Below are 21,957 nucleotides of genomic sequence, written 5' to 3' on the forward strand. Positions count from 1 at the left end.
TTGTTCATGAAATTGACACAAACGTTCGTAAAACCGCTTACTATTTTCACAACATTCTTATTATATCACAAGCAAAAACTACGGTTTAGCTACTTTTGTCTTTTCACCTTCTCGATTTGTTTGTGAGTTATACGGAACAACATAAAAACTTGGTTTAGAGAATATGTTAATAAACTTTTCTTCGTACTCACCAATTCCCTTTACTGTTCCAACATGGGTATGGATTCCGTTCTCAACCTTATAGATTCGATAGATAACTCTTTTATCTTGAAGTGGTTTCCAGTTCAATTTCATCGTAAATAAACCAAACGGACTAAACGATAATTTCGCCTCTATATTTTCAATTTTACTTAAGCGGATTGGTGTTCCGATCGTTTCAACACCTTTTGGCTTCTTGAAATTTGAATCATCTTGTACGTTCGCCTTCGTTAAAATCTTTTTAAATAATTGTGTTGCAGACGCACTCTCATCATGCAGTTGATGCTCGTTATCCGTACGATCGTACCCAATCCAGACCGCTCCTACTAAACTCGGCGTGTATCCAACAAACCAAAAATCTCTAGCGCCTTCGCTTTGATTCGGAAGAGACGTTGTACCTGTTTTTCCTGCTAGTGCACCTTTATATTCTCCCGCTTTTGCCGTACCTTCTTTTACGACACCTTCTAGCATTTTTGTCATATACCATGCTGTTTGTTTTGAAAACACTTTCGTTTCGTTTTTCGGTGATTCTCCAATCACCTTTCCGTGTCGATCGAGTACCTTTTCAATCACATGTGGCTCAATAATGTTTCCATTCGCTAAAAACGAACGGTACATCTTTACAAGTTCAAATGGAGAAACCCCTTCTTTCAGCCCGCCAAGTGCCGTGCTTAAACCAGATTCTGCAATATGAATATTCCCCTTCTCTAAATATTGCTTTCCTTCTTCTATCCCCATTTCATGTAATAAAGATACAGCTGGTACATTCGCTGACTCTAAGAGCGCATCGTACATTGTTACTTCTTTTGAATACCGATGATTATAATTTCTTGGTTCATATCCTTCAACAGAGACTCGTTCATTTGTTAATAAAGAATACGGATTATACTTTTTCGTTTCCAGCGCTGGTGCGTACACAATGAGCGGTTTTAAAACAGACCCTGGCTGTCTTTTCGCGAACACTCTATTAAACCCTCTTGGCACATACTCTCGTCCGCCAATCGCTGCTTTAATTCCTCCTGTCATATTATCCATTAATAAAAAGGCACCTTGTGCTCCGCCCTCTTTTCCTGGAAAATTGCGTGCATCTTGAAATTGATCGTAAGCGACTTTTTGAATTTTTTCATCCATTGAAACAACAAATGTATATCCACCGCGCAGAACTTCTTGATGCGACAAACCATATAAGCGTGCCGCCTCATCTATTACCATATCTACATAGGGCATATAAGCAAGTTCTCGCTCATTTAAATTTTTATAAAGCGCAATTGTTTTCCCTTGGTAGCGAACACTTTCCTCCGCTGATACATAGCCTTGTTTATGCATAAGTGACAATACTAAATCACGGCGTTCCTTACTCTTTTTTGGATATAAGAACGGTGAATACCCGTTTGGTGCTTTCGGAAGACCCGCAAGCATCGCTCCTTCTTCAACCGTCAACTCCTCTACATTTTTATTAAAATACAATTTTGCTGCTGCTTGAATTCCGTAGGCACCATGACCAAAATAAATATGATTCATATACATTTCGAGAAGTTGCCCCTTCGTATATTTTTGTTCTAATTTAAGTGCGATTGCCACTTCTTTTAATTTACGTGTAAATGTTTTTTCATGAGTTAAAAAAACATTTTTAACAAGTTGCTGCGTAATGGTACTACCGCCCTCGACTTTTTCTCTTGCTAAAATATCTTTATACAATGCGCGAAACACAGAAGGATAGTCAATCCCATGATGGTCATAAAACCGAGCATCCTCTACAGCGATAAATGCTTGTTGTACATGTTTCGGAACTTGTTCAATCGATACAAGATCTCTATTTTCTACATATAATTTTGTAATTTCTTTTCCTTGTTGATCAACAATACGTGATGAAGAGTGGAAAACCAGCTGCTTTTCATCCATCATATAACCACCAGCTAACACAATGAGTTTATAGAATACAATTGCGACTACAAACACCGCCACGCCGCCCATTAAGGTCCACATTATTTTCTTCATTCATCGTCCTTCTTTCCAAATGATGGTACATTTATTATTTGAAAAAGAATAATCTTTATGTATATAATCTTCCAAGTTTTTGGCAAGAGTTGCTATAATGAAAGCAAAATCATTAAGGGGGGCATTATAAATGAAAGCAATCATTTCATACGAAACACCTCTAGAACAACCGCATTTCACTGCAAAGAATGATGAAAAAAATATGTTTTATAAAGAAAATACAGAAGAAACTGTAGAAGGTTCACTTAGCTATGACGTGCTAGACGCAGTCGGAGAATTTAAAGGACAACCTGGCTTTATTGTTTGTAACAACATTTCTGTTACAGATGAAGGCCGTCCTGTCTTTGAACATCGTTTCAAAAGCCGCGCAGGTCTTATTGAAAACGAACCCGGTTTCCAAGCAATCCGCGTTCTTCGCCCATTAAGTAACGATACATATGTCATTATGACAATGTGGGAAACGGAGCAAAACTTTAAAGATTGGACGGAATCACGTTCTTTCGAAAATGCACATAAAAAACGCCCTGCACAAGCAAGTGCAGAGCCGCAAAAAAGTATTTTTTCAAGACCATCTTTTGTGACAACATTTGATGTGTTAGCGTAAAAAATACCCTTATCCTTTTCAAAGGTGCAAACAACATCAGCAGAAGACGAAATCCCAATGATTTCGTCTTTTTCATTATATTTGTAGAGTAAAGGGGGATTGGATATGAAATTCACAAAGTATTTTCTCCTTTTGTTCGCACTGATTTTATTAGTGATGACAGGTTGTTCAATCGGCATAGAAAACGAAAAACAGAATATAAAAGTTCAACAATGTATCGGTAACGAAAATAACTATGAAGATTTCAATGAAATTACGAATAATGGGCAAGTTCGTAAAGTGAAAAAAATATTAGATAAAGCTGATTGGGAAAATGTAAAAGTAGATATGACACGTCCTGCTGATTACCGTTTTATATTTCAATTTAAAAATCCTAAAATAGAAGCAAAAGCTGTTTTATATGAACTTTGGATCAGTCCCAATAAAGATAAAGTAAAAGTTGTAAGAGGTGGTCGTGAGTACGTTCAACTCAGTAATGAAGATTCATCCTCCCTATTTGAGATTTTAATAGGAGAAAAGCTTGGGAGATAACCCAAGCTCTTTTTTTATCTTTTAACGAAAGCCGTTACTTATTCTTTTTGCTTATACCAATCTCGTATGTAATTGGCATCCTCTTCACGCACATGCTTCAATTCATAATGACGCCCAATAGCGCTGCAAGCTACCGCTATAATATACGTATACAGCCTATCTTTACGCTGAAAATACGATTGCGTTTTTGTCATTGCTTGTACATGTCTTCTTCTCACGAATCCTGTATACTTGGCGATGCCCCTGTATACAAGCGTTAACTGATCAGATTTTATCGCATATCCACCCGTTTTATATTTTCCATACCCAAGAATCGTAAAGAACAAAAATAATGGCACTAATGTTAATAACGCACTATATTGCTCGAAATACAAACTTGCCCCTATAATCGGTACCGATGCAAGTCCAAAAATAATCCAGCCCATAATCAAGTAACGACGCAGCGCAGCTTTTGGCAAATGTACAATTTCCTCTTCTATTTCATACGGCAACTTTAAATAGGTCAATAGCTCTTGTACATCCTTTTTCTTCATAAGCGGGTGCAATATGACATTCATATTCTTTGTATCTATGCTTTGAATGACTTCTACTTCCATAGAACAATAGCCAAACGGTTGACGAAGAATTCCTTCTTTCATTGTCAACGCTTGAATCCGGTGCAATTTTAAAACAATCTCTTTCTTTTCGAGTAGCCCTTGTGAAATGCGAATTTCATTTCCGTTTCTCTGCACGGTAAAGTTCGCGTGTTTGAAAGCATAGCCAATTGTAGAGATGATCCATGAGATTACGATTAAAATCGCGCCCATGTATAACAAATTATATACACTATTGTCTTTCACATATGATTCTATTTCATCTATTAACCATTTCGGAAGAACGTTATCAAACTGTGTATAAAGAAAGAACAATCCTGAAAATAACAAGCCAAACTGACCGGATGTAATAGACGCTAGCAAAATTTCTTTTGCTGTTAACTGATAAACAGTTGTGTTTGTTTCTTGTCGCAAGCTTTCCTCTTCTTTTATAGGCTTCTCGTCTTCTACTTTATTTAATAAGGCGATTAATTCTTTCGCTTCCTCTTCCTTAATACCAGCTAACGTTACCTCTGGATCCTTCCCACCACCAGCCGCTTCAATTTTGAGCTTCGTTAATCCAAATAACTGATAGATAATATTTGAAGTCGTACTAATTGTTTGCACACGCTCTTTATTTAGATAGCTTTCCTTTTTAACAAATACCCCTTGTTTTATATGTAAAATGTTGTTTTCAATCCAATAAACTTTAAAGTACCATTTCACAAACGAAAAGATGGCCAAAATCAATAAAAAACCTACAATGAAAATGGGAAACCAATACCAAGGCTCTCTTTCATCTTTCGGACCAAATAAAACAACGATAATAAGCGGAAATAAACTAGAAATCCTTATATCAAATAATATCGTAATCGGATGTTGCCTTTTATTCATCCTCATCACTCACTTTCGCAAGTTCCCCAATTCGTCGTTTCAACTCTTCTGCTTCTCTCTTTGTTAACCCTGGAATACTATGAGAAGTCGCTGCCGTTGAAATTTGTAATTCTGCTAGCTCATATTTTCTCATAATCGGCCCTTGTTCGATCGTAACATGCTGAACACGTATCATCGGAACAAGTACACGTTTTACAACAAACATCCCTCTTTGAATTTCAATCTCTTCTTCATCTAGCCGGTAGCTATAGTACCGCTGGCGTAATGCGGGAAAAATAAAGTAATCTAGCGGTGCATACAGTATCGTCAAGGTGACCAATACACCAAACAACCAGCCCCACCAATGAAATTGAATCATAAAAAAGAGATATGCTAAAACGATGCTTACAAGTACCCCGGCACCAATTAATGCATGGATTTTCCACACTTTCACCATATTCGGATGAATTTCATTTTCTAATGGATGCATGTAATCACTCCAAATTTAGAAATCTATTGAATACATATACTATTTATCCCTCATTGTAATATGTCATTCTCATACAAAACAAGGTAAAATAAACAGTTTTTGTAAAAGTGCAATTTATTATTTTTTCTTAATATGTAGAACACATCCCATACCTAAACGAAACTGTTATCTCTCCACATTTAAATTATAGGGTAAACTGTTTTTTCCTATTCTCTTTTTTGTATACGAGACTAAACCACCATTTCTTTGAAATATAGACTATTAAACAAGCAATTCTTGCATTTAAACATAAAATATTTCTAAAAGGAGGTGCTTTTAAATGGCTAATAATCATGATAAATGCGTATGTGAACAGTTAGTAACTTTACCATTGGGTACAGAAGTAGATATTTATTTAAGTGGAAATACACTCGAAGATGTTATTTTTGTTAATTTCAATGCGGACAATTTTTGTGCAACTTTTATAGATAATGAAACAGAACCAGGAACTATACTTGTTTTAGATTGTGGAGATATTTTAGCACTTCGAATTGAATAATTAGATGAAAAAAAAGAGCTTTCCAAAAAGCTCTTTTTTTGATTATACTGATGCAATTTTATGGAGATGAAAATCTAGCTACTTCAAAACGTGTTCCTTCGTTATTCAAAATAGTCATATTTCCTCCGCTAATCATTGTCCATACTTGAACTTTATCCCTTTTATTTAATTGTAGAATCGTACTTACTCTTACGGCATGAGGCCGCCCAACTAATTTTGGCACAAAATAGTGATCTTCTCTAACAATATCGATATCATTTACACGTATTAACATTGTTATAGTACGAGAAATATCAAAAGGATAAGTAGCAAGAAATGCTGCACCTGCAGTAATAGCATATACTCCCTTTCTTGCAGGAACAAAGGTTGAGTCGGATATATTATACTCATTTTTTAAATCGAATTGTTTCGTTTCATACGTAATCTGTTTAAATTGTGCTGTAGGTATATTCTGGTTAAATGCTTTTACAGCTCTAAATGCGGACGGTCTAATCAATTGTAGTAACGTTACGATAGGATTCCCCCCCCTCCCACATTAATGTATGAATGATATAAAAAGAGTGATTGGACACAAATTCTGGAGGGCTTGAGCGTTTCTTTTTTTAATATAAAATCTTGTACAAATTAATTTCAAAGTGACATAACAAACCTGAAACAGGTCATTTTTTAACATTATGAAGCTTTTATCTTGCTACTTACTCCCTACCTTTTTGGCCAGCTATTGGGGAGCTCGTGAGGAAAAAGAAGTAAGTTCATCTGATACCTCAAAACATAAAAAAATATCGTCTATTCTATTCATTTCCTATCAAGATTCTACTCTTACAAATACAAATAGCGCAGTTCAAATCAATTGAACTGCGCTACTGTTATATAGATGCTATTTATCCTTATACCAATCCACCATACGCTCTGCATCTTCCAAACGCATATGCTCTAATTTATAATTTGTGGATGCACTAGAGAAAGTTTGCGAACATAAATGGGCTCCACGCTGAAAATAAGACTGTGTTTTCTCGATTGATTGTACATGCCTTCTTCTCACGAGTCCCGTATATTTAGCAATATTACGATACACCATTGTCAACTGTTCCTCTTCTACCCTGTAACCACCTGCACGGAATGTCGCATAACCAAGTGACATCAGTAATACAAACAGAGGTAACAGTAGCCAAATAATAAAGTATTTTTCAAAATATATACTTGCGCCTGTAACCGGAACTGCTAATATACAAAAGAAAATAAAACTGTCTAATAAATAGCGACGCAGTGCCGTTTTTGGCAAGGCTGTAATAGTAGGATTTAGTTCATATGGCAACTGTAAATGTGCAAGCAATTCTGCGACGCGGTCTTTCCGAATAACTGGATGAAGTGTAACGTTCTCCTCACCTTTTTCATTATTTTGAATGACTTCTACATGAATAGAACAGTAGCCAAATGGTTGACGGAATATCCCTTCTTTTATCGTGATCCCTTGAATGCGGTGCAGCTTTAACACAAGTTCTTTTCTCTCAAGAAGCCCTTGTGAAATACGAATTTCATCATTTTTCCGGTGCACAGTAAAGTTCGCATGCTTTAAGGCGTAGCCAATTGTAGATACGATCCAAGAAACAACAAGTAACATCGCAACTAGATAAATCCAGCCATACACATCATGATCCATCACATATGCTTCTGCTTTGTCTTTCATCCATTTCGGGATATACTCATCTACTTGCGAATAAACAAGGAATAAGAGAGAGAACAACAAACCAAATTGACCGGACGTAACCGACGCTAATAAGATCTCTTTCCAAGTCAACTTATATTCCGTCTTATTCTCCTCTTCCACACGAATTTGTGAAGAATCCTCTTGTATTTCTACGGCTTCCCCTGCCTGTTCATTTAACATTGTAATTAATGATTTTGCTTCATCCATCGTAATACCTGCTAAACTGACCTCAGGCTCATTACCACCGCCAGCTGTTTCAATTTTCAGCTTTGTTAAACCTAATACTTGATATAACATACTTGAACTTGTATTAATTGTTTGGACGCGCTCTTTATTCAAGTAACTTTCTTTCTTCACAAATAACCCTTGTTTAATGTGCAGTACATTATTTTCAACCCAATATACTTTATAGTACCACTCAACAATAATAGAGATAACTGAAATCACTAGGAAACCTATCGGTACTAAATACCAAAATGGAAATTTCCCTTTTAAACTAAACAGAAAAATAATGAATGGTATAAAGTCTGTTATCTTTAATTCAAGTAACATCGTGATTGGATGCTGCCTCTTATACATCCTCATCACTCACCTTCGCAAGTTCTCCAATTTGTCGTTTCAATTGTTCTGCTTCTCTCATCTTTAAACCTGGAATACTATGAGAAGTAGCGGCAGTTGAAATTTGTAATTCTGCTAGATCATATTTTCTCATAATTGGACCTTGCTCAATTGTAACGTGTTGCACACGTATCATTGGAACTAATACACGTTTAACTGTAAACATGCCGTGCTGAATTTCTAATTCTTCTTCATTTAAGCGGTAGCTGTAATAACGCTGCCGTATTTTTGGAAAGACAAAATAATCAAGCGGTGTATACACAACCGTTAGTCCAATTAGGATATAAAACAGCCAAGCCCACCAATTAAACTTAATCATGAAAAAGAGATAAGCAAGGATAACTAACACACTTATGCCCAGCTCCATTACAACACGAGCTTTCCAAACTTTGACCATATCAGGATGAATTTCATTTTCCAGTGGCTGCATCGAATCACTCCAAATTTAGTAATCTAATATATGAATTCTTTCATCTTACTATTTTACAGAAAATTACATAGAAAGAGAATCATTTTTATTACAATTCTTTCTTTTCATCATCTTTCTTCTCCGGAATGAAATAGCCGAACCAAATGAACCAAATCAGGCTAATCAATGCCGTCCAGTCCTGTTCACCTTGAAATGCATTTATTACGTTTGGAATTTTATACACTCCAATAAACCCGAGGAAACCTAGCCACCAGTCTTTTCGAAATTTCATATTTCCCTCTCCCCTCTATCGATTGATTGATTCTCAACATTCAAAGAAAATAAAATAGGGCCTGCACTGTTTTCACGTGACATAGGGCGAAAACGGGCTCTGATCGTAATCAGTTAAACCGATAATAATATTCATACTATCACTCATAACACCATCCCCTCATCGTTGAACAATACTCCCCCAATCGTTTTTCTATCAGATTTTACCGAAAGAGTATCCCTACTTCAAACGAAGTTAAGTGGGGGAGTATTCATAACGACTACGTTTAGCTCGAACGATTGAGGTAATACCTTTTTTACTACAGTCTCATCCACATTCCTATTTCAACTATTCTTCTCTTAGACACAAAAACCCCCTTTGGTAAGATAGCCAAAGGGGCTGAAACTTCATGACTTCATTTCAAAGCAACATATCAAATCGATATTCCCTTCTGCTGAAGGAAACGAAGGCGATAGCAATTCATCGTCACCTCACCAAGCCGTTGCAACAATTGATAGTTTGCATAGGCACCGACCGGGGCACCAATAACCGGTACAAGTTGCAGCATCTTCGCTAAATCGATATAATCTCGATACTCTTGCTGAAATTTCTCCCAGTTCATATGATTTTCTTTCTCTGTGTCCCACGTTTCGATTGCTTTCCATATTTCCTTGCGATGATTGTCACTGGAAAAAGCAAGCTGAAAGACGTGTAGGATAAAGAGGCGCTCTTCTTCTTTACTCGTATCGAATCCATACATTGTCGCTGCATCGAATAAAAACTTAATTTTAATGCTGAGTAAAAGCGGAAAATCTGCAAGCCCTAAAAGAAAACCACCTGCTCCTGTTCCGGCACCTTCTGCGGCCGCAACCTTTTTATACTCATCCATCTTCTTTAAAACCTCTGCATCTCTTCTTTCAAGCGACCAATCTGTTTCTTTTAACTTCGGTTTTATAAAATTCGATCCTGCACTAATACCTTGGACCATCTTTTTAATCGTTTCTGTTAATACATTTTGCACTTTTTCCGGAATTAGCTGTTGCATTTTCGTTTGTACCTTTTTTGAAAAACGATTCATTATAGAAGAATCTTTCATGATTGTAAGTTTCCACTGCTGCAATTTTTTTATGACCTTCTCTTCATATTCAGTCATAATTTCATTCCTTTCAGTTTAAGCGTTCGATACGTTTTGCACCGTATTGATATACAAAACCAATACTAAAAGCTATGCTAACGGCAAATACAATACAAGTCATGATCATATCTTTTGTTGCGACCGCAAAAATGATGGTAAATACAACACTGCCTATACATAAAATCGCATTTAACAGTTTCAGAAAATCCTTTTTCTTTTCTTCAGCGTTCACTGGATATAAATCAAGCCAAAGTTTTAAACGATGGTGTTTCCAAAGGCTTAATAATTGATAACCAATTAAATATAGAAATACGATGCTTACAATGAAACGTCCATATAAAAACGGTATAAAGTAAAGAATCACACCGCCAATAGTAAGTAAGCGCATATAAAGACCAAAGTAGTTGCCAGATCTTAAAAATGTACGTGTATACAAATATAAATATGTACGATTTTCCCCAATCATTGAAAGCACAAAATCAAGCCATTTTCGGCGTGATACTCGCTCTTTTAATGCTGGTACATCGACAAACATATTGGCAATGCGGTACAGGCGCATCATTTTCTTGTCTTCTTCTGCAATTAAGTATTCCCAGTTTAACGGTTTTCCCTTTACTGTTTGATACATGAATGCGAGATATACAACCATTACAAAGAGAATCACTCCTATATAAATTACAGGCGTACGTTCTACAAGAAAGTACACAAATAATCCGTTACATATAAAGCGAATGAACCAATCCGCACGCTGCATACTTGGATCTGTTAAAAATGATTTTTCCCACGCTACAAATAAATTCCATGCTTTAACGAAAATAAGTGCGGCCACAATCCATATGTAAGCCTCTCCTGTTTGCTTCATCTGCTGAAGATATAGCGGAGCAAGTGCTGCCGCTGCAATTGCTATCACATACAGCTGAATCATAAACGTAAAGAGAAACGCTTTTGTAAAGTATGGCTTTAATTTCTCTTCAACTGGAAGCAAATACACAAGATCGGCTTCTTTTAATAACGTTTGAATGGATCCTGCTGTTAACACAAGCCCTAGCAATACTGCCATTACAAGTGCGGTCGGAAATGAAGGTGTTAGTGTCTGCAACCATTGTTGATAATAATATGCACCGGCACCAATGATAAATACGAAAATAAACTTTAAATGATCATTAAAAACATACTTACTATATGTACGAACTTCTTTTAAGAAATACTTGAACCGTTCTTTCCACAATGCTTTGCTATTCATAATCTTCTTCCTTTGTTAATGCAATATAAATATCATCTAGCGTTGCACCCGGCATATTAAATTGCGATTGCAACTCAGATAATGTTCCTTTCGCCCGCACTTCACCTTGATGTAAAATAATAAAGGAATCACAATAGCGCTCCGCAGTCGCTAAAATATGGGTACTCATTAAAATACCAGCACCACTCTTTTTCATCTTGTCCATCATTTGAAGTAGCGATTGAATCGCTAATGGATCGAGTCCAACGAAAGGTTCATCGACAATATAAAGAGACGGTTCAACAAGAAAAGCACTCATAATCATTACTTTCTGCTTCATCCCTTTTGAAAAATGAGCCGGGAACCATTTTAAACGATTCGTCATTCGAAATTCTTTTAATAGTTGCCCTACGCGTTCTTCATATTGCTTCTCCTCCACTCCATATGCCATTGCTGTTAACTTTAAATGTTCTTCTAATGTTAATTCATCATATAATACAGGTGTTTCAGGAATAAATGAAAAACTAGATCGATACGCTGTCATATCTTCTCGAATTGTTTTTCCGTTAATTGTAACGCTACCTTTTTTCGGTTCCATTAAACCGATAATATGTTTAATCGTCGTACTTTTTCCAGCTCCGTTTAAACCAATTAAGCCAACAAGCTCGCCTTTATTAACAGAAAATGAAACATCTTGCAGCACCGGCCGCTTCGTATATCCTCCTGTGACATTTTCTACACGTAATAACTGTCCCATATGACACCACTTTCTTCATTATATTCATTTGCTTGTATTCCATCAGAACGTATACCTTCATCTTATCAAAAAACAAAGGATACTACATAGTACCTAAATTTCTTCAAAAAAAATTTAATTTCTTTACATATCTCTTGCAAAACGGGACATCATAATTAGTGAAGAAGGAACACATTGAAAAAGCAACCACCAAATTGATGAATACAGCCTAGCGAAATCATCATGAAATGGGGTGTCCATAATGGACAAAGAAAATTTACACGAAACCAGATAATTTGTTTAATTTTAGAAACGGGGTGTCTCGAGGAGAGTATATACTGTTTTATAAAATAAACAAGTTCATTTTATAAAGGATTATCATTTCATTGTAAATGGGGTGTCTAAGGCAGAATACGAGCCGAATTGTCACATATTTCCTAAATAAATGAGGTGTCTGCGAACGGTAGATTATTATGAAATGCTTTTTCAATCCCTCTTCAGAAAACAGGAAGCTGAGTCAGCTTCCTGTTTTTCGTATTTGTTCTCCTATGTAAGTATGGTAAAATACGGCTAAGACCTACTTGAAAGGATGAGGACAATGAATCACACAGCGGATAATTGTATTTTTTGTAAAATTATTGAAGGACAAATCCCTTGCTCAAAAGTATATGAAGATGAACATGTGCTTGCATTTTTAGATATTAGCCAAGTGACAAAAGGTCATACACTTGTCATTCCAAAGGTACATAAACAAGACATTTTTGCCTTAACGCCAGAAATTGCATCACATATTTTTTCTGTCGTTCCAAAAATCACAAATGCGATTAAATCTGAATTTAACCCAGTCGGCTTTAATCTTCTAAATAACAACGGTGAAAAAGCTGGACAAACTGTATTCCACTTCCACCTTCATTTAATTCCACGCTACGGTGAAAACGATGGTTTTGGCGCTGTTTGGAAATCAAACCAAAATGAATATACGACAGAAAATTTACAAAACATCGCAAGTACCATTGCAAATAGTGTAAAATAAGGATAGAACACGCTTTATAAAATGAACTATAGTAGCATATAAAACAAGATTGTACATAACAAGCCTACTCCTCCAAAAGAGATATACTGCTTGGCTTGTTTCTTAACCCAAAATGCTGGAGGATACGATCTTTTTTGTTTTATAAATAACAGTAAATGCATAGCACGTACAAGAAAGAAAAGACTTACGATAAAACAAATATTTGTCACGAGTTTCACTTTTCTCCCCCCTTGTCTTAAGCATATGCACCGTTTTGTACATCATGAATATGAACAAAAAATAAGGAGGTTTCCTTTTATGTCAAAAGCTAAATCCTTTGTAACAGGCTTAATTTGCGGCGGAGCTGTCGCTGGACTAGCCGTTCTTTTTTCTACTCCTTCTTCAGGTAAAGTTATGCGCAATAAACTAAAGGAAAAAGGAAATGATGTAAAAAAGACGTTTTCAGATATTGCAGCTGATACAAAATTATTAAAACGTCAAATTGTTGAAACAGCTTCAGAAGGTAAAGAAGTTTTTCAAGAATTGAAAGTTGATATGCAGGACACGCTTTCCACATGGAAACAAGATATTGCTCAAAACAAACGTCATATTGAACAAGAGATTTTAGACATTCAAAAATCAATTGAAAAACTACAACAAACAGTTCCAGAAAAAGCATAAATGATGTTCCATTCTTAGTTTTTGCATATAACAAATATTTTTTATAAATATTTCTCCTAACACGACATATCACATAGATATGTCGTGTTTTTATGCATTTACAATATATGTTATCCTCTACTACGTGAAGATAACACTTATAGTTGTGACATCTAAAACGCTTCCACAGTTATGCATGATTTGTACAAAATTATAATTTTTCCGAAAAATTTTCACAATTCTCACAAAAAGACTTTATTAATTTTTATTTTACTGGCATAATAGATACTAATGAATAAGAATGTAAAAGTGGGTGAGTATATGAAAAGTGGAGAAAAAGAGTATTCGGTCAAAGAAGCAATGATTTTTAGCCAACGCATTGCTCAATTATCGAAGGCATTATGGAAATGTGTAGAGAAAGATTGGCAACAGTGGATCAAACCGTATGATTTAAACATTAACGAACACCATATTTTATCTATTGCCTATCATTTAAAAGGGGCTTCTATTTCTGAGATTGCAAAGTTTGGTGTGATGCACGTATCAACCGCATTTAACTTCTCTAAAAAGCTTGAAGAGCGTGGCTATCTTGTATTCTCAAAAAAAGAGGATGATAAGCGAAATACGTATATTGAAATTACAGAAAAAGGGGAAAAATTGCTGCTGCAATTAATGGAGGAGTATGACCCTGAAAACAATTCTGTCTTTAACGGAGCTCTTGCTCTTCGCAATTTTTATGGTAAGTTCCCAGAAAATATCGAATTGATCGCGATTTTAAGAAATATTTACGGACAAGATTTTATCGATATTTTTGAGAAATCATTAGAAAATATTGAGGAAAACTTTACAGAACACGATCAAAAATTAGTTAAAAAATAATACCGGTTATTTTTTCGCTTTCATACTTAAAAATTCTTGCATAATTGGCTGAAATAAGCCTTGTCTATGTAGCGCTTCCGCAGTCTCGTTTACTTCGAGCTGATGTGGAAGCGCTTTTTCAAATTGCTCCAAAAGAGCATCAAACAAAAGTAAACCTTCTTGTTTCTCTGCTATGTATTGTTCGTTCAATTGTTCACAAAGATTTAGTATACGTTCAATATCCTTTTTACGTGCTTTTTTCTTTATAATTAAAGAATAAAATGGACACTTATCTTCATCGATCATTTGAAAAAGTAATTCTACATAATATTCAGCTTGCTCTAGTCGCTTTACAACGTCCATTTTCACCCTCACTTTCTAACCCAATGTCTTCTATTTCTGAATTTTATAACACGAACAAAATATCGTATGATACAATATATAAAAGTATATGTATTTTGGCCAAAAGGAGGTATCTCCTCGTGACTCTTATAGAAATTGTTTTTGTCACATTCGCACTTATTGTTCTATTCTACACGAATTTCCTGACGCATACACTGTGCGTGCGAAAACAACTATCCGAAAACCGTCAAACGAACGCTTTTCGGGTGATTAATGTATGTATTACGATTCTATTAATTTCTAGTTATATAGAAATTATATTTCATGGAAAGTGAGGAAGGAAAGCCCCTTCCTCACTTTTTTCCTCTATAAGCAAATTATACCTATAATAACTAATAAAATAAACAGTACAAGCAATAAAATAATAAGTGATGCATTCATTCGCCCACCCCTCCCCTTCCTTTATATGCACATTCGCCCAATATGGTACCCTCTACATAATCTGACAATCACGATAAACAAATGGAGAATTTTTCTTTATCAATAGGAAAAGACGTCGAAATATGATATATTAAATTTTGTACATATTGCTTATACTATAGAATAAATTGACTTTCAGCTAAATTTCATCCTTAGCCTCGGTAAGCCCTGTTAAGCAGACTTTTCACTCTATAAGAAAGCAAAACTGATGAGACTTAATCGGGCTCTTATGAACAAACATAACCTCACATGAGGCAACAGTTCATTTGTGCGGGATGAATTAAAAATACATAATAGTAGGAGTGTTTATTGAATGAAGAAAGCTATGCTTGCCTTAGCAGCAACAAGTTTGCTTGCCTTATCAGCATGTGGATCATCTGATAAAGTCGTTACCTCTAAAGCTGGTGACATTTCAAAAGAAGAATTTTACAACAAAATGAAAGACAGAGTTGGTAAACAAATGTTACGTGGTATGGTACTAGAACAAGTACTTGTTAAAAACCATAAAGTCGATGATAAAGAAGTCGACAAAAAATACGACGAATACAAAAAGCAACTGGGCGATCAATTTGACGCTGCTCTAAAACAACAAGGCTTTACAGAGAAATCATTCAAAGAGAGCGTTCGTGCTGAATTAGCAATGACAAAAGCAATTGAAAGCACAATTACTGAAAAAGAATTAAAAGAAAATTACAAGCCTGAAATTAAGGCAAGCCACATTCTTGTAAAAGATGAAGCAACTGCGAAAAAAGTAAAAGAAGAACTTAATCAAGGTAAATCTTTTGAAGAGTTAGCAAAACAATACTCTGAAGACCCAGGATCAAAAGAAAAAGGCGGAGATCTTGGCTATTTCGGACCTGGTAAAATGGTAAAACCATTCGAAGATGCTGCATATAAAATGAAAAAAGATGAGGTAAGTGAACCTGTTAAATCAGACTTCGGTTACCACATCATTAAAGTAACAGACATTAAAAAACAAGAGAAATCATTTGAAGATTCAAAAGCTGACATCAAAAAACAACTTGTTGCGAAAAAGATGCAAGATGGCGAATTCATGATGAAACTTCAAGAAGACGAACTTAAAAAGGCTGATGTGAAAGTCCAAGATAAAGATTTAAAAGATACTTTCGAAACGCCAAAAGCTGAAAAAGAAGAAAAAGAAAAAAAATAATGTAATAAAAAAAAGCTGTCAGGGAAACCTGACAGCTCTTTTTATGGAACGGAACTAAAAAAGCATCTAGCAAATAGCTAGATGCAGATAAAAACACAAGAGAAGATAAAAAATCTTCCCTTAACCCGTATGCTATTATAACAAAAAAACATGAAAAAGCATAAAAAATATTATTTTTTATTTTTCAAACCTTACTAATGTTTTTTCAGGAATAAAGCCATTGTGTTGAGGCGTTAGCTCACCTTCCCCCTCTTCCTACGTTCTCCGAATCATTCATGCTTCCATTTCTTCATATCAAATGAACCTTACCTATCATTTCGCCTAGCTAAAAAAGTGCCTTAGGAGAACTTTCCTATTGTCATTAGAGGAAGCTGAAATAAGAATTTATTCAGCTAGATTTTTTCTATTTTGTAAGGAATGAATTTAAATCTTAACGGTTTATACTATTTGCTCTTATCGTCAATACGAGTATATTAATCATTTATATTTGGAAAATGTAAATGATGCAAGAGAAAAAGAGTTGTTCCATCGAACAACTCTTTTTCTTTCTATTCTACGTATAAACGATTACGCTAACGCTGCTGCTTGCTCCTGCTGATCTACAGGGACTACAGCGTCCGTTAATGCTTTCTCTAATTCAGCTGTGTATTTCATTTGTTCTTCTTTACTCCAGCCTAATTTTGCCGCCATATATGCAATTACTGCTTCTTTCCACTCATATACCCAGTGAATATTGAAGAATACAGCTCCTCTGCGGCGTACGAAGAAGTCAACAGGTTTTGCTGTCATTTCATAGTCCATTGCGTATACAAGCGGTACAAGCACGTCTAACGGCATGTTATATTCTTTTGCATCTGCTTTCAATCCTTTTGCTAAGCTAAAGAGAACATCAACGTTAGAACCATAGAATTTCGCGAATTCTTCTGCCTGCTGCGTTGTTAAACCATATTTTGTTCCTTCCCCAGCCTTTTTCGTAATAAATGTTGGGAACCCACTAGAGCCACCTACATGCCCACCAGAGATCGGCATATGCTTTGTTTCACTCTTCGGATAAGAACCGTGGCCTTCTTTTTGTAATAGAGACGTTACATAGTCTACTACCATCTCTGCCATTTTGCGGTATCCTGTTAACTTACCACCAGCGATTGTAATTAAACCAGATTCTGAAGTCCAAATTTCATCTTTACGAGAAATTTCAGATGCGCTCTTACCTTCTTCATAAATTAATGGACGAACACCAGCCCAGCTTGATTCAATATCTTTTTCTGTAATTTTCACGCTTGGGAACATATAGTTGATTGCATTAATGATATATGTGCGATCTTCTGTTGTCATTTGTGGTACTGCTGCGTCTTTATCATAGAATGTATCAGTTGTACCTACATATGTTTTCCCGCCACGCGGAATTGCAAAGACCATACGTTTGTCTGGTGTATCAAAATAGATCGCCTGCCCTAGCGGGAAACGTTTTTGATCGATAACTAAGTGAACACCTTTAGATAATTGCAGTACTTTTCCTTTTTTCGAATTATCTTTTTCACGTAATGTATCTACCCAAGGACCAGCTGCGTTTACAATTTTCTTACCGTACACTTCATATACTTCGCCATCTAATAAGTCGATAACGCGTACACCACATACTTTTCCATCTTTATATAAGAATCCGTCTACTTTTGCATAGTTAACTGCTTTTGCACCGCGCTTGATTGCTTCTTTCATTACTTCAATTGTTAAACGTGCATCATCTGTACGATATTCTACGTAATAGCCGCCGCCCTTTAATCCTTCTTGTTTTACAAGCGGTTCTTTCTTCATTGTTTCTTCACGGCTAAACATTTTTCTACGTTCGCTTCGTTTTACCCCTGCTAGGAAGTCATATACACGAAGACCGATTGATGTACTGAATGAACCGAACGTACCACCTTTATGGAATGGAAGTAACATCCACTCTGGTGTTGTTACATGGGGACCGTTCTCATATACAATCGCACGCTCTTTCCCAACCTCTGCTACCATTTTCACTTCAAGTTGTTTCAAATAACGTAAACCACCGTGTACAAGTTTCGTTGAACGACTTGATGTACCTGCTGCAAAGTCTTGCATTTCGAATACAATTGTTGATAAACCACGTGTTGCTCCATCTAATGCAATACCAGAACCAGTAATCCCTCCACCAATTACGATCACATCTAACTCTTGTTTATTTACTCCGTTTAATACGTCCTTACGTTGTTTACTTGAAAATTCCATGGTAATTCCTCCCTATTATACGAAAAAAGAGACCACAAACTCCGCTATAGAAATCAATCTATAGCGCGTTGTGGTCTCTCCAAATCTCCTACCGAATTATTAACTTATCATCATTATAACACTGCTTATGATTATTTGAAAGCTTTTGTTGCTTCAATTGCTTTTTTCCAGCCAGCATATAGCTCTTCACTTGTTTCCGCTTCCATTGCCGGTGCAAAGCTTCGATCCATATTCCACTGCGCTTTAATTTCGTCTTGGTTTTCCCAATATCCAACCGCAAGACCTGCTAAATATGCTGCACCTAAAGCCGTTGTTTCATTTACTTCTGGACGCTCTACTGGAACATCTAACATATCACTTTGGAACTGCATTAAGAAGTTGTTCTTAACTGCTCCACCGTCAACGCGTAATGTTTTCAGCTTAATACCGGAATCTGCTTCCATTGCGCATAATACATCTTTCGTTTGGTATGCTAATGACTCTAGCGTTGCACGGATAAAGTGCTCTTTCGTTGTACCACGCGTTACGCCAAATACTGCTCCGCGCACTTCACTATCCCAGTATGGTGTTCCAAGTCCTACGAATGCCGGAACAACGTAAACGCCATCTGTTGATTCAACGCGATTGGCGTATTCTTCACTCTCACTTGCATCTTTAAACATACGCATGCCATCACGTAACCACTGGATTGCTGAACCTGCTACGAAAATACTTCCTTCCAATGCATATTCAACTTTACCATTTAAACCCCATGCAATTGTTGTTAATAGACCATGCTCAGACGCAACTGCTTTTTCACCTGTATTCATTAACATGAAGCAACCAGTTCCGTATGTATTTTTCGCCATACCTTCACCGAAGCAAGCTTGTCCAAATAATGCTGCTTGTTGGTCACCAGCTACACCTGCAATCGGTACATTTTGACCGAAGAAATGATAATCAACTGTATGAGCATATACTTCAGATGATGGTCGTACTTCTGGAAGCATGCTCTTTGGCACTGTTAACATGTCTAACAGTTCCTCATCCCACTCTAGGTTATAAATATTAAACATCAATGTACGTGATGCGTTTGAATAGTCTGTTACGTGCGCTTTACCACCAGACAATTTCCATACAAGCCATGTATCAATTGTACCGAATAATAATTCGCCGCGTTCTGCTCTTTCTCTTGCACCTTCAACGTTATCTAAAATCCATTTTACTTTCGTACCAGAGAAATATGCATCAATTAAAAGACCTGTTTTTTCGCGAACCATGTCGTTGTAGCCTTTTTCTTTTAACTCATCACAAATTTCTGCTGTTTGGCGTGATTGCCATACGATTGCATTATAAACTGGTTTACCCGTTTCTTTATCCCATACAACCGTTGTTTCACGTTGGTTTGTAATCCCAATGCCCGCGATTTGCTCTGGTTTTACATCTGCTTCACTTAAGCAAGTTGCAATAACCGCTAAAATAGATCCCCAAATTTCGTGCGCGTTATGTTCTACCCAGCCTGGCTTTGGAAAATGTTGTGTAAACTCTTTTTGAGCTGAATGAACAATTTTTCCTTCCTTATCAAAAAGAATTGCGCGTGAACTTGTTGTTCCTTGGTCTAATGAAAGAATATATTTTTTCATACTCGGTTCCCCCTTATGCTACTTTTCTACTATTTGTATTGTTTTCGCTCTTTTTGCTTGTCATATAAGAGATTGCTAGTACAATCACAGTTGCAATTATCACATAAATAAGTGCTGCATTTTGTTTTCCTTCAAATACAACTTGATGGAATAAACCTGCAAGTGATCCACCTAAGATTGGTCCCACAACCGGAATCCATGCATACTTCCAATTTGATCCGCCTTTTCCTGGGATCGGAAGGAAGAAGTGTGCAATACGAGGTCCTAAATCACGAGCTGGGTTAATTGCATAACCTGTTGTTCCACCTAATGATAAACCGATACTTACAATTAAGAAACCTACGATAAATGGGTTTAAACCATCCGCGAATTTATTTGCTCCAATTGCTAATATACCAAATACTAAAACGAATGTTCCAATCATTTCACTTAAAAGGTTTGCAAATGTGTTCGGAATTGCTGGTCCTGTTGCAAAAACACCTAACTTTGTACCTGGGTCTTCTGTTTCTTTCCAATGAGGTAAGTAATGTAAATATACGATAATTGCACCGATGATTGCCCCAATCATTTGCGCTGCTATATAACCTGGTACATCATTCCATGGAAGCGCTCCCTTAAAAGCAAGCCCAATTGTTACTGCCGGGTTTAAATGTGCCCCGCTAATTGATCCTACTGCATATGCTGCGATGGCAACCGCTAAGCCCCATCCCATCGTAATAACAATCCATCCTGAATCCTTAGCAAATGACTTCTTTAAACTTACACCAGCACAAACGCCGCCACCAAGTAAGATTAACAACGCTGTCCCTATTAACTCCCCTAAATATGCTGACATAAAATCCCCCCATAATCAATTTAAACGCTTTCAATGTGATAGAGGTAAAATGAATGAACATTCATTTTTTCCCAAAGAAAAAGATCCACACCTGGCACGCTTCTATATAAAAATATAGAAACAATGAAATGTGGATCTCTTTTTTCTCCGTCACGTTTATTAACTTGTCTATAATGTTAACCGCAAATGAAAGCGGTGTCAACAAATTTTTTCACATTTTCGACACTATTTTTGGAAATGTTTCCATAGTTCTTTTTTCGATGTTGTAATCGCTGTTGCACCAGCTGCTAACGCTCTTTCTACATCATCAACCGTACGAATAAAGCCGCCTGCTAAAATCGGTACGCCCGTCCGTTCTTTCATCTCGGCAATCACACCTGTTAAAGCGCCTGGAAGCACTTCAATATAATCTGGTTTTGTCTTCTCTAACAGATTACAACTTTTCTCCATTGCACTCGAATCAATTAAAAAGATACGCTGAATCGCGACAACACCCTTTTGCTTCGCCTTCATAATCACACTTGCCTTTGTCGACAATAGTCCATATGGCTTATACTCTTGGCATAAAAACTCCGTCGCATGGCCATCGCTTTGCAACCCGTGAATTAAATCGACATGTAAAAATACCTTTTTACCATGCTGCTTCGCAAGTTTCACAACACTCTTCAATTGACCGATATGAATGTCTAAAATAACAATATACTCATAATAACTATGTAATAATTTTTCTAAATCTTTTATTTGCCGAACAGCTGGCAAAATCTTTTGCTCATGAAATCCCATTCAAAAAGTCCCCTTTTTTACATCATCCTATTCTTTATAGT

At 36.3% G+C, this 21,957-nt stretch carries 24 protein-coding genes and 1 pseudogene; 8 read left to right on the forward strand and 17 right to left on the reverse strand.

Annotated elements, in window-relative coordinates; all coding sequences use genetic code 11:
* Positions 1 to 78: 78 nt before the first annotated feature.
* Positions 79 to 2,196 (reverse strand): transglycosylase domain-containing protein, encoded by a 2,118-nt coding sequence (locus CN288_RS05760; protein ID WP_098301933.1) that lies wholly within the window; start codon positions 2,194 to 2,196, stop codon positions 79 to 81.
* Positions 2,197 to 2,326: 130 nt separating this feature from the next.
* Here CN288_RS05760 and CN288_RS05765 point away from each other — a divergent pair, with 130 nt between their 5' ends.
* Both CN288_RS05765 and CN288_RS05770 read left to right on the forward strand, forming a co-directional pair.
* Entirely contained in the window at positions 2,327 to 2,800 is a 474-nt protein-coding gene (locus CN288_RS05765) for an antibiotic biosynthesis monooxygenase family protein (RefSeq protein ID WP_090691651.1), read from the forward strand.
* 105 nt (positions 2,801 to 2,905) lie between these two features.
* Positions 2,906 to 3,331 (forward strand): hypothetical protein, encoded by a 426-nt coding sequence (locus CN288_RS05770; protein ID WP_098301934.1) that lies wholly within the window; start codon positions 2,906 to 2,908, stop codon positions 3,329 to 3,331.
* Between the two features lie 38 nt (positions 3,332 to 3,369).
* Here the strand turns inward: CN288_RS05770 and CN288_RS05775 are convergent, their stop codons facing one another.
* Together CN288_RS05775 and CN288_RS05780 are read right to left on the reverse strand one after the other, a co-directional pair.
* Positions 3,370 to 4,797, reverse strand: a complete 1,428-nt coding sequence (locus tag CN288_RS05775; protein WP_098301935.1) for a PH domain-containing protein — start codon at positions 4,795 to 4,797, stop codon at positions 3,370 to 3,372.
* Positions 4,790 to 5,266, reverse strand: coding sequence for a PH domain-containing protein (locus CN288_RS05780; protein WP_098301936.1), 477 nt, complete (start codon positions 5,264 to 5,266; stop codon positions 4,790 to 4,792). Before CN288_RS05780 ends, CN288_RS05775 begins: the two co-directional genes overlap by 8 nt.
* Before the next feature lie 319 nt (positions 5,267 to 5,585).
* Between CN288_RS05780 and CN288_RS05785 the strand changes: the two genes are divergently transcribed.
* Positions 5,586 to 5,804 carry a penicillin-binding protein gene (locus CN288_RS05785; protein WP_098301937.1) on the forward strand — a complete coding sequence of 73 codons (219 nt, stop codon included), beginning with the start codon at positions 5,586 to 5,588 and terminating at the stop codon, positions 5,802 to 5,804.
* A 58-nt stretch (positions 5,805 to 5,862) separates the two neighbouring features.
* Here the strand turns inward: CN288_RS05785 and CN288_RS29450 are convergent, their stop codons facing one another.
* The 7 genes from CN288_RS29450 to ecsA all read right to left on the reverse strand — a co-directional run bounded on the left by CN288_RS29450 (position 5,863) and on the right by ecsA (position 11,924).
* A complete protein-coding gene (locus CN288_RS29450) occupies positions 5,863 to 6,300 on the reverse strand; it encodes a hypothetical protein (protein ID WP_231503896.1) in 438 nt (145 codons plus the stop codon).
* A gap of 381 nt (positions 6,301 to 6,681) precedes the next feature.
* A complete protein-coding gene (locus tag CN288_RS05795) occupies positions 6,682 to 8,091 on the reverse strand; it encodes a PH domain-containing protein (RefSeq protein ID WP_098301938.1) in 1,410 nt (469 codons plus the stop codon).
* The gene (locus CN288_RS05800; RefSeq protein ID WP_026590568.1) at positions 8,084 to 8,560 is read right to left on the reverse strand and encodes a PH domain-containing protein; all 477 of its coding nucleotides are present in this window, start codon (positions 8,558 to 8,560) and stop codon (positions 8,084 to 8,086) included. Before CN288_RS05800 ends, CN288_RS05795 begins: the two co-directional genes overlap by 8 nt.
* Before the next feature lie 88 nt (positions 8,561 to 8,648).
* Positions 8,649 to 8,831 carry a hypothetical protein gene (locus CN288_RS05805; protein WP_090691635.1) on the reverse strand — a complete coding sequence of 61 codons (183 nt, stop codon included), beginning with the start codon at positions 8,829 to 8,831 and terminating at the stop codon, positions 8,649 to 8,651.
* A 412-nt stretch (positions 8,832 to 9,243) separates the two neighbouring features.
* Complete coding sequence (locus CN288_RS05810; protein WP_098301939.1) at positions 9,244 to 9,963, reverse strand: EcsC family protein; 720 nt, start codon at positions 9,961 to 9,963, stop codon at positions 9,244 to 9,246.
* A gap of 13 nt (positions 9,964 to 9,976) precedes the next feature.
* Entirely contained in the window at positions 9,977 to 11,188 is a 1,212-nt protein-coding gene (locus CN288_RS05815) for an ABC transporter permease (protein ID WP_026590571.1), read from the reverse strand.
* On the reverse strand, positions 11,181 to 11,924 hold the full coding sequence (ecsA, locus tag CN288_RS05820) for an ABC transporter ATP-binding protein EcsA (protein WP_026590572.1): 744 nt from the start codon (positions 11,922 to 11,924) through the stop codon (positions 11,181 to 11,183). The genes CN288_RS05815 and ecsA overlap by 8 nt, the downstream gene beginning before the upstream one ends.
* A gap of 577 nt (positions 11,925 to 12,501) precedes the next feature.
* On the opposite strand from ecsA, the gene CN288_RS05825 reads away from it, so the two are divergent.
* Entirely contained in the window at positions 12,502 to 12,936 is a 435-nt protein-coding gene (locus CN288_RS05825; protein ID WP_026590573.1) for an HIT family protein, read from the forward strand.
* A 26-nt stretch (positions 12,937 to 12,962) separates the two neighbouring features.
* Here the strand turns inward: CN288_RS05825 and CN288_RS05830 are convergent, their stop codons facing one another.
* Complete coding sequence (locus tag CN288_RS05830; RefSeq protein ID WP_098301940.1) at positions 12,963 to 13,154, reverse strand: hypothetical protein; 192 nt, start codon at positions 13,152 to 13,154, stop codon at positions 12,963 to 12,965.
* Between the two features lie 79 nt (positions 13,155 to 13,233).
* Between CN288_RS05830 and CN288_RS05835 the strand changes: the two genes are divergently transcribed.
* Both CN288_RS05835 and CN288_RS05840 read left to right on the forward strand, forming a co-directional pair.
* Positions 13,234 to 13,596, forward strand: coding sequence for a YtxH domain-containing protein (locus CN288_RS05835; RefSeq protein WP_098301941.1), 363 nt, complete (start codon positions 13,234 to 13,236; stop codon positions 13,594 to 13,596).
* A gap of 300 nt (positions 13,597 to 13,896) precedes the next feature.
* Complete coding sequence (locus CN288_RS05840; RefSeq protein ID WP_026590576.1) at positions 13,897 to 14,454, forward strand: HTH-type transcriptional regulator Hpr; 558 nt, start codon at positions 13,897 to 13,899, stop codon at positions 14,452 to 14,454.
* Positions 14,455 to 14,460: 6 nt separating this feature from the next.
* Here CN288_RS05840 and CN288_RS05845 read toward each other — a convergent pair whose 3' ends face one another.
* Entirely contained in the window at positions 14,461 to 14,796 is a 336-nt protein-coding gene (locus tag CN288_RS05845; RefSeq protein ID WP_026590577.1) for a DUF1878 family protein, read from the reverse strand.
* A 119-nt stretch (positions 14,797 to 14,915) separates the two neighbouring features.
* On the opposite strand from CN288_RS05845, the gene CN288_RS05850 reads away from it, so the two are divergent.
* Entirely contained in the window at positions 14,916 to 15,110 is a 195-nt protein-coding gene (locus CN288_RS05850) for a hypothetical protein (RefSeq protein WP_035414548.1), read from the forward strand.
* Positions 15,111 to 15,141: 31 nt separating this feature from the next.
* Here the strand turns inward: CN288_RS05850 and CN288_RS30190 are convergent.
* Positions 15,142 to 15,247: pseudogene (locus CN288_RS30190) on the reverse strand (YjcZ family sporulation protein).
* A gap of 321 nt (positions 15,248 to 15,568) precedes the next feature.
* Between CN288_RS30190 and prsA the strand changes: the two are divergent.
* On the forward strand, positions 15,569 to 16,426 hold the full coding sequence (gene prsA / locus CN288_RS05855; protein WP_026590578.1) for a peptidylprolyl isomerase PrsA: 858 nt from the start codon (positions 15,569 to 15,571) through the stop codon (positions 16,424 to 16,426).
* A 567-nt stretch (positions 16,427 to 16,993) separates the two neighbouring features.
* Here the strand turns inward: prsA and glpD are convergent.
* The 4 genes from glpD to CN288_RS05875 all read right to left on the reverse strand — a co-directional run bounded on the left by glpD (position 16,994) and on the right by CN288_RS05875 (position 21,916).
* On the reverse strand, positions 16,994 to 18,676 hold the full coding sequence (gene glpD / locus CN288_RS05860; RefSeq protein WP_026590579.1) for an aerobic glycerol-3-phosphate dehydrogenase: 1,683 nt from the start codon (positions 18,674 to 18,676) through the stop codon (positions 16,994 to 16,996).
* A gap of 131 nt (positions 18,677 to 18,807) precedes the next feature.
* On the reverse strand, positions 18,808 to 20,298 hold the full coding sequence (gene glpK / locus CN288_RS05865) for a glycerol kinase GlpK (protein WP_098301942.1): 1,491 nt from the start codon (positions 20,296 to 20,298) through the stop codon (positions 18,808 to 18,810).
* A 13-nt stretch (positions 20,299 to 20,311) separates the two neighbouring features.
* The gene (gene glpF, locus CN288_RS05870; RefSeq protein ID WP_026590581.1) at positions 20,312 to 21,133 is read right to left on the reverse strand and encodes a glycerol uptake facilitator protein GlpF; all 822 of its coding nucleotides are present in this window, start codon (positions 21,131 to 21,133) and stop codon (positions 20,312 to 20,314) included.
* A 225-nt stretch (positions 21,134 to 21,358) separates the two neighbouring features.
* A complete protein-coding gene (locus CN288_RS05875) occupies positions 21,359 to 21,916 on the reverse strand; it encodes a glycerol-3-phosphate responsive antiterminator (protein ID WP_090691615.1) in 558 nt (185 codons plus the stop codon).
* Positions 21,917 to 21,957: the final 41 nt, after the last annotated feature.

The organism is Bacillus sp. AFS023182 (assembly GCF_002560575.1).
Taxonomy (GTDB): domain Bacteria; phylum Bacillota; class Bacilli; order Bacillales; family Bacillaceae_G; genus Bacillus_A; species Bacillus_A arachidis.

Excerpts from the sequence above, each read along its gene's own strand:
- CN288_RS05760 (WP_098301933.1), bottom strand. The coding sequence starts at position 2,196 with ATGAAGAAAATAATGTGGACCTTAATGGGCGGCGTGGCGGTGTTTGTA.
- CN288_RS05765 (WP_090691651.1), top strand. The coding sequence starts at position 2,327 with ATGAAAGCAATCATTTCATACGAAACACCTCTAGAACAACCGCATTTC.
- CN288_RS05770 (WP_098301934.1), top strand. The coding sequence starts at position 2,906 with ATGAAATTCACAAAGTATTTTCTCCTTTTGTTCGCACTGATTTTATTA.
- CN288_RS05775 (WP_098301935.1), bottom strand. The coding sequence starts at position 4,797 with ATGAATAAAAGGCAACATCCGATTACGATATTATTTGATATAAGGATT.
- CN288_RS05780 (WP_098301936.1), bottom strand. The coding sequence starts at position 5,266 with ATGCATCCATTAGAAAATGAAATTCATCCGAATATGGTGAAAGTGTGG.
- CN288_RS05785 (WP_098301937.1), top strand. The coding sequence starts at position 5,586 with ATGGCTAATAATCATGATAAATGCGTATGTGAACAGTTAGTAACTTTA.
- CN288_RS05795 (WP_098301938.1), bottom strand. The coding sequence starts at position 8,091 with ATGTATAAGAGGCAGCATCCAATCACGATGTTACTTGAATTAAAGATA.
- CN288_RS05800 (WP_026590568.1), bottom strand. The coding sequence starts at position 8,560 with ATGCAGCCACTGGAAAATGAAATTCATCCTGATATGGTCAAAGTTTGG.
- CN288_RS05805 (WP_090691635.1), bottom strand. The coding sequence starts at position 8,831 with ATGAAATTTCGAAAAGACTGGTGGCTAGGTTTCCTCGGGTTTATTGGA.
- CN288_RS05810 (WP_098301939.1), bottom strand. The coding sequence starts at position 9,963 with ATGACTGAATATGAAGAGAAGGTCATAAAAAAATTGCAGCAGTGGAAA.
- CN288_RS05815 (WP_026590571.1), bottom strand. The coding sequence starts at position 11,188 with ATGAATAGCAAAGCATTGTGGAAAGAACGGTTCAAGTATTTCTTAAAA.
- ecsA (WP_026590572.1), bottom strand. The coding sequence starts at position 11,924 with ATGGGACAGTTATTACGTGTAGAAAATGTCACAGGAGGATATACGAAG.
- CN288_RS05825 (WP_026590573.1), top strand. The coding sequence starts at position 12,502 with ATGAATCACACAGCGGATAATTGTATTTTTTGTAAAATTATTGAAGGA.
- CN288_RS05835 (WP_098301941.1), top strand. The coding sequence starts at position 13,234 with ATGTCAAAAGCTAAATCCTTTGTAACAGGCTTAATTTGCGGCGGAGCT.
- CN288_RS05840 (WP_026590576.1), top strand. The coding sequence starts at position 13,897 with ATGAAAAGTGGAGAAAAAGAGTATTCGGTCAAAGAAGCAATGATTTTT.
- CN288_RS05845 (WP_026590577.1), bottom strand. The coding sequence starts at position 14,796 with ATGGACGTTGTAAAGCGACTAGAGCAAGCTGAATATTATGTAGAATTA.
- prsA (WP_026590578.1), top strand. The coding sequence starts at position 15,569 with ATGAAGAAAGCTATGCTTGCCTTAGCAGCAACAAGTTTGCTTGCCTTA.
- glpD (WP_026590579.1), bottom strand. The coding sequence starts at position 18,676 with ATGGAATTTTCAAGTAAACAACGTAAGGACGTATTAAACGGAGTAAAT.
- glpK (WP_098301942.1), bottom strand. The coding sequence starts at position 20,298 with ATGAAAAAATATATTCTTTCATTAGACCAAGGAACAACAAGTTCACGC.
- glpF (WP_026590581.1), bottom strand. The coding sequence starts at position 21,133 with ATGTCAGCATATTTAGGGGAGTTAATAGGGACAGCGTTGTTAATCTTA.
- CN288_RS05875 (WP_090691615.1), bottom strand. The coding sequence starts at position 21,916 with ATGGGATTTCATGAGCAAAAGATTTTGCCAGCTGTTCGGCAAATAAAA.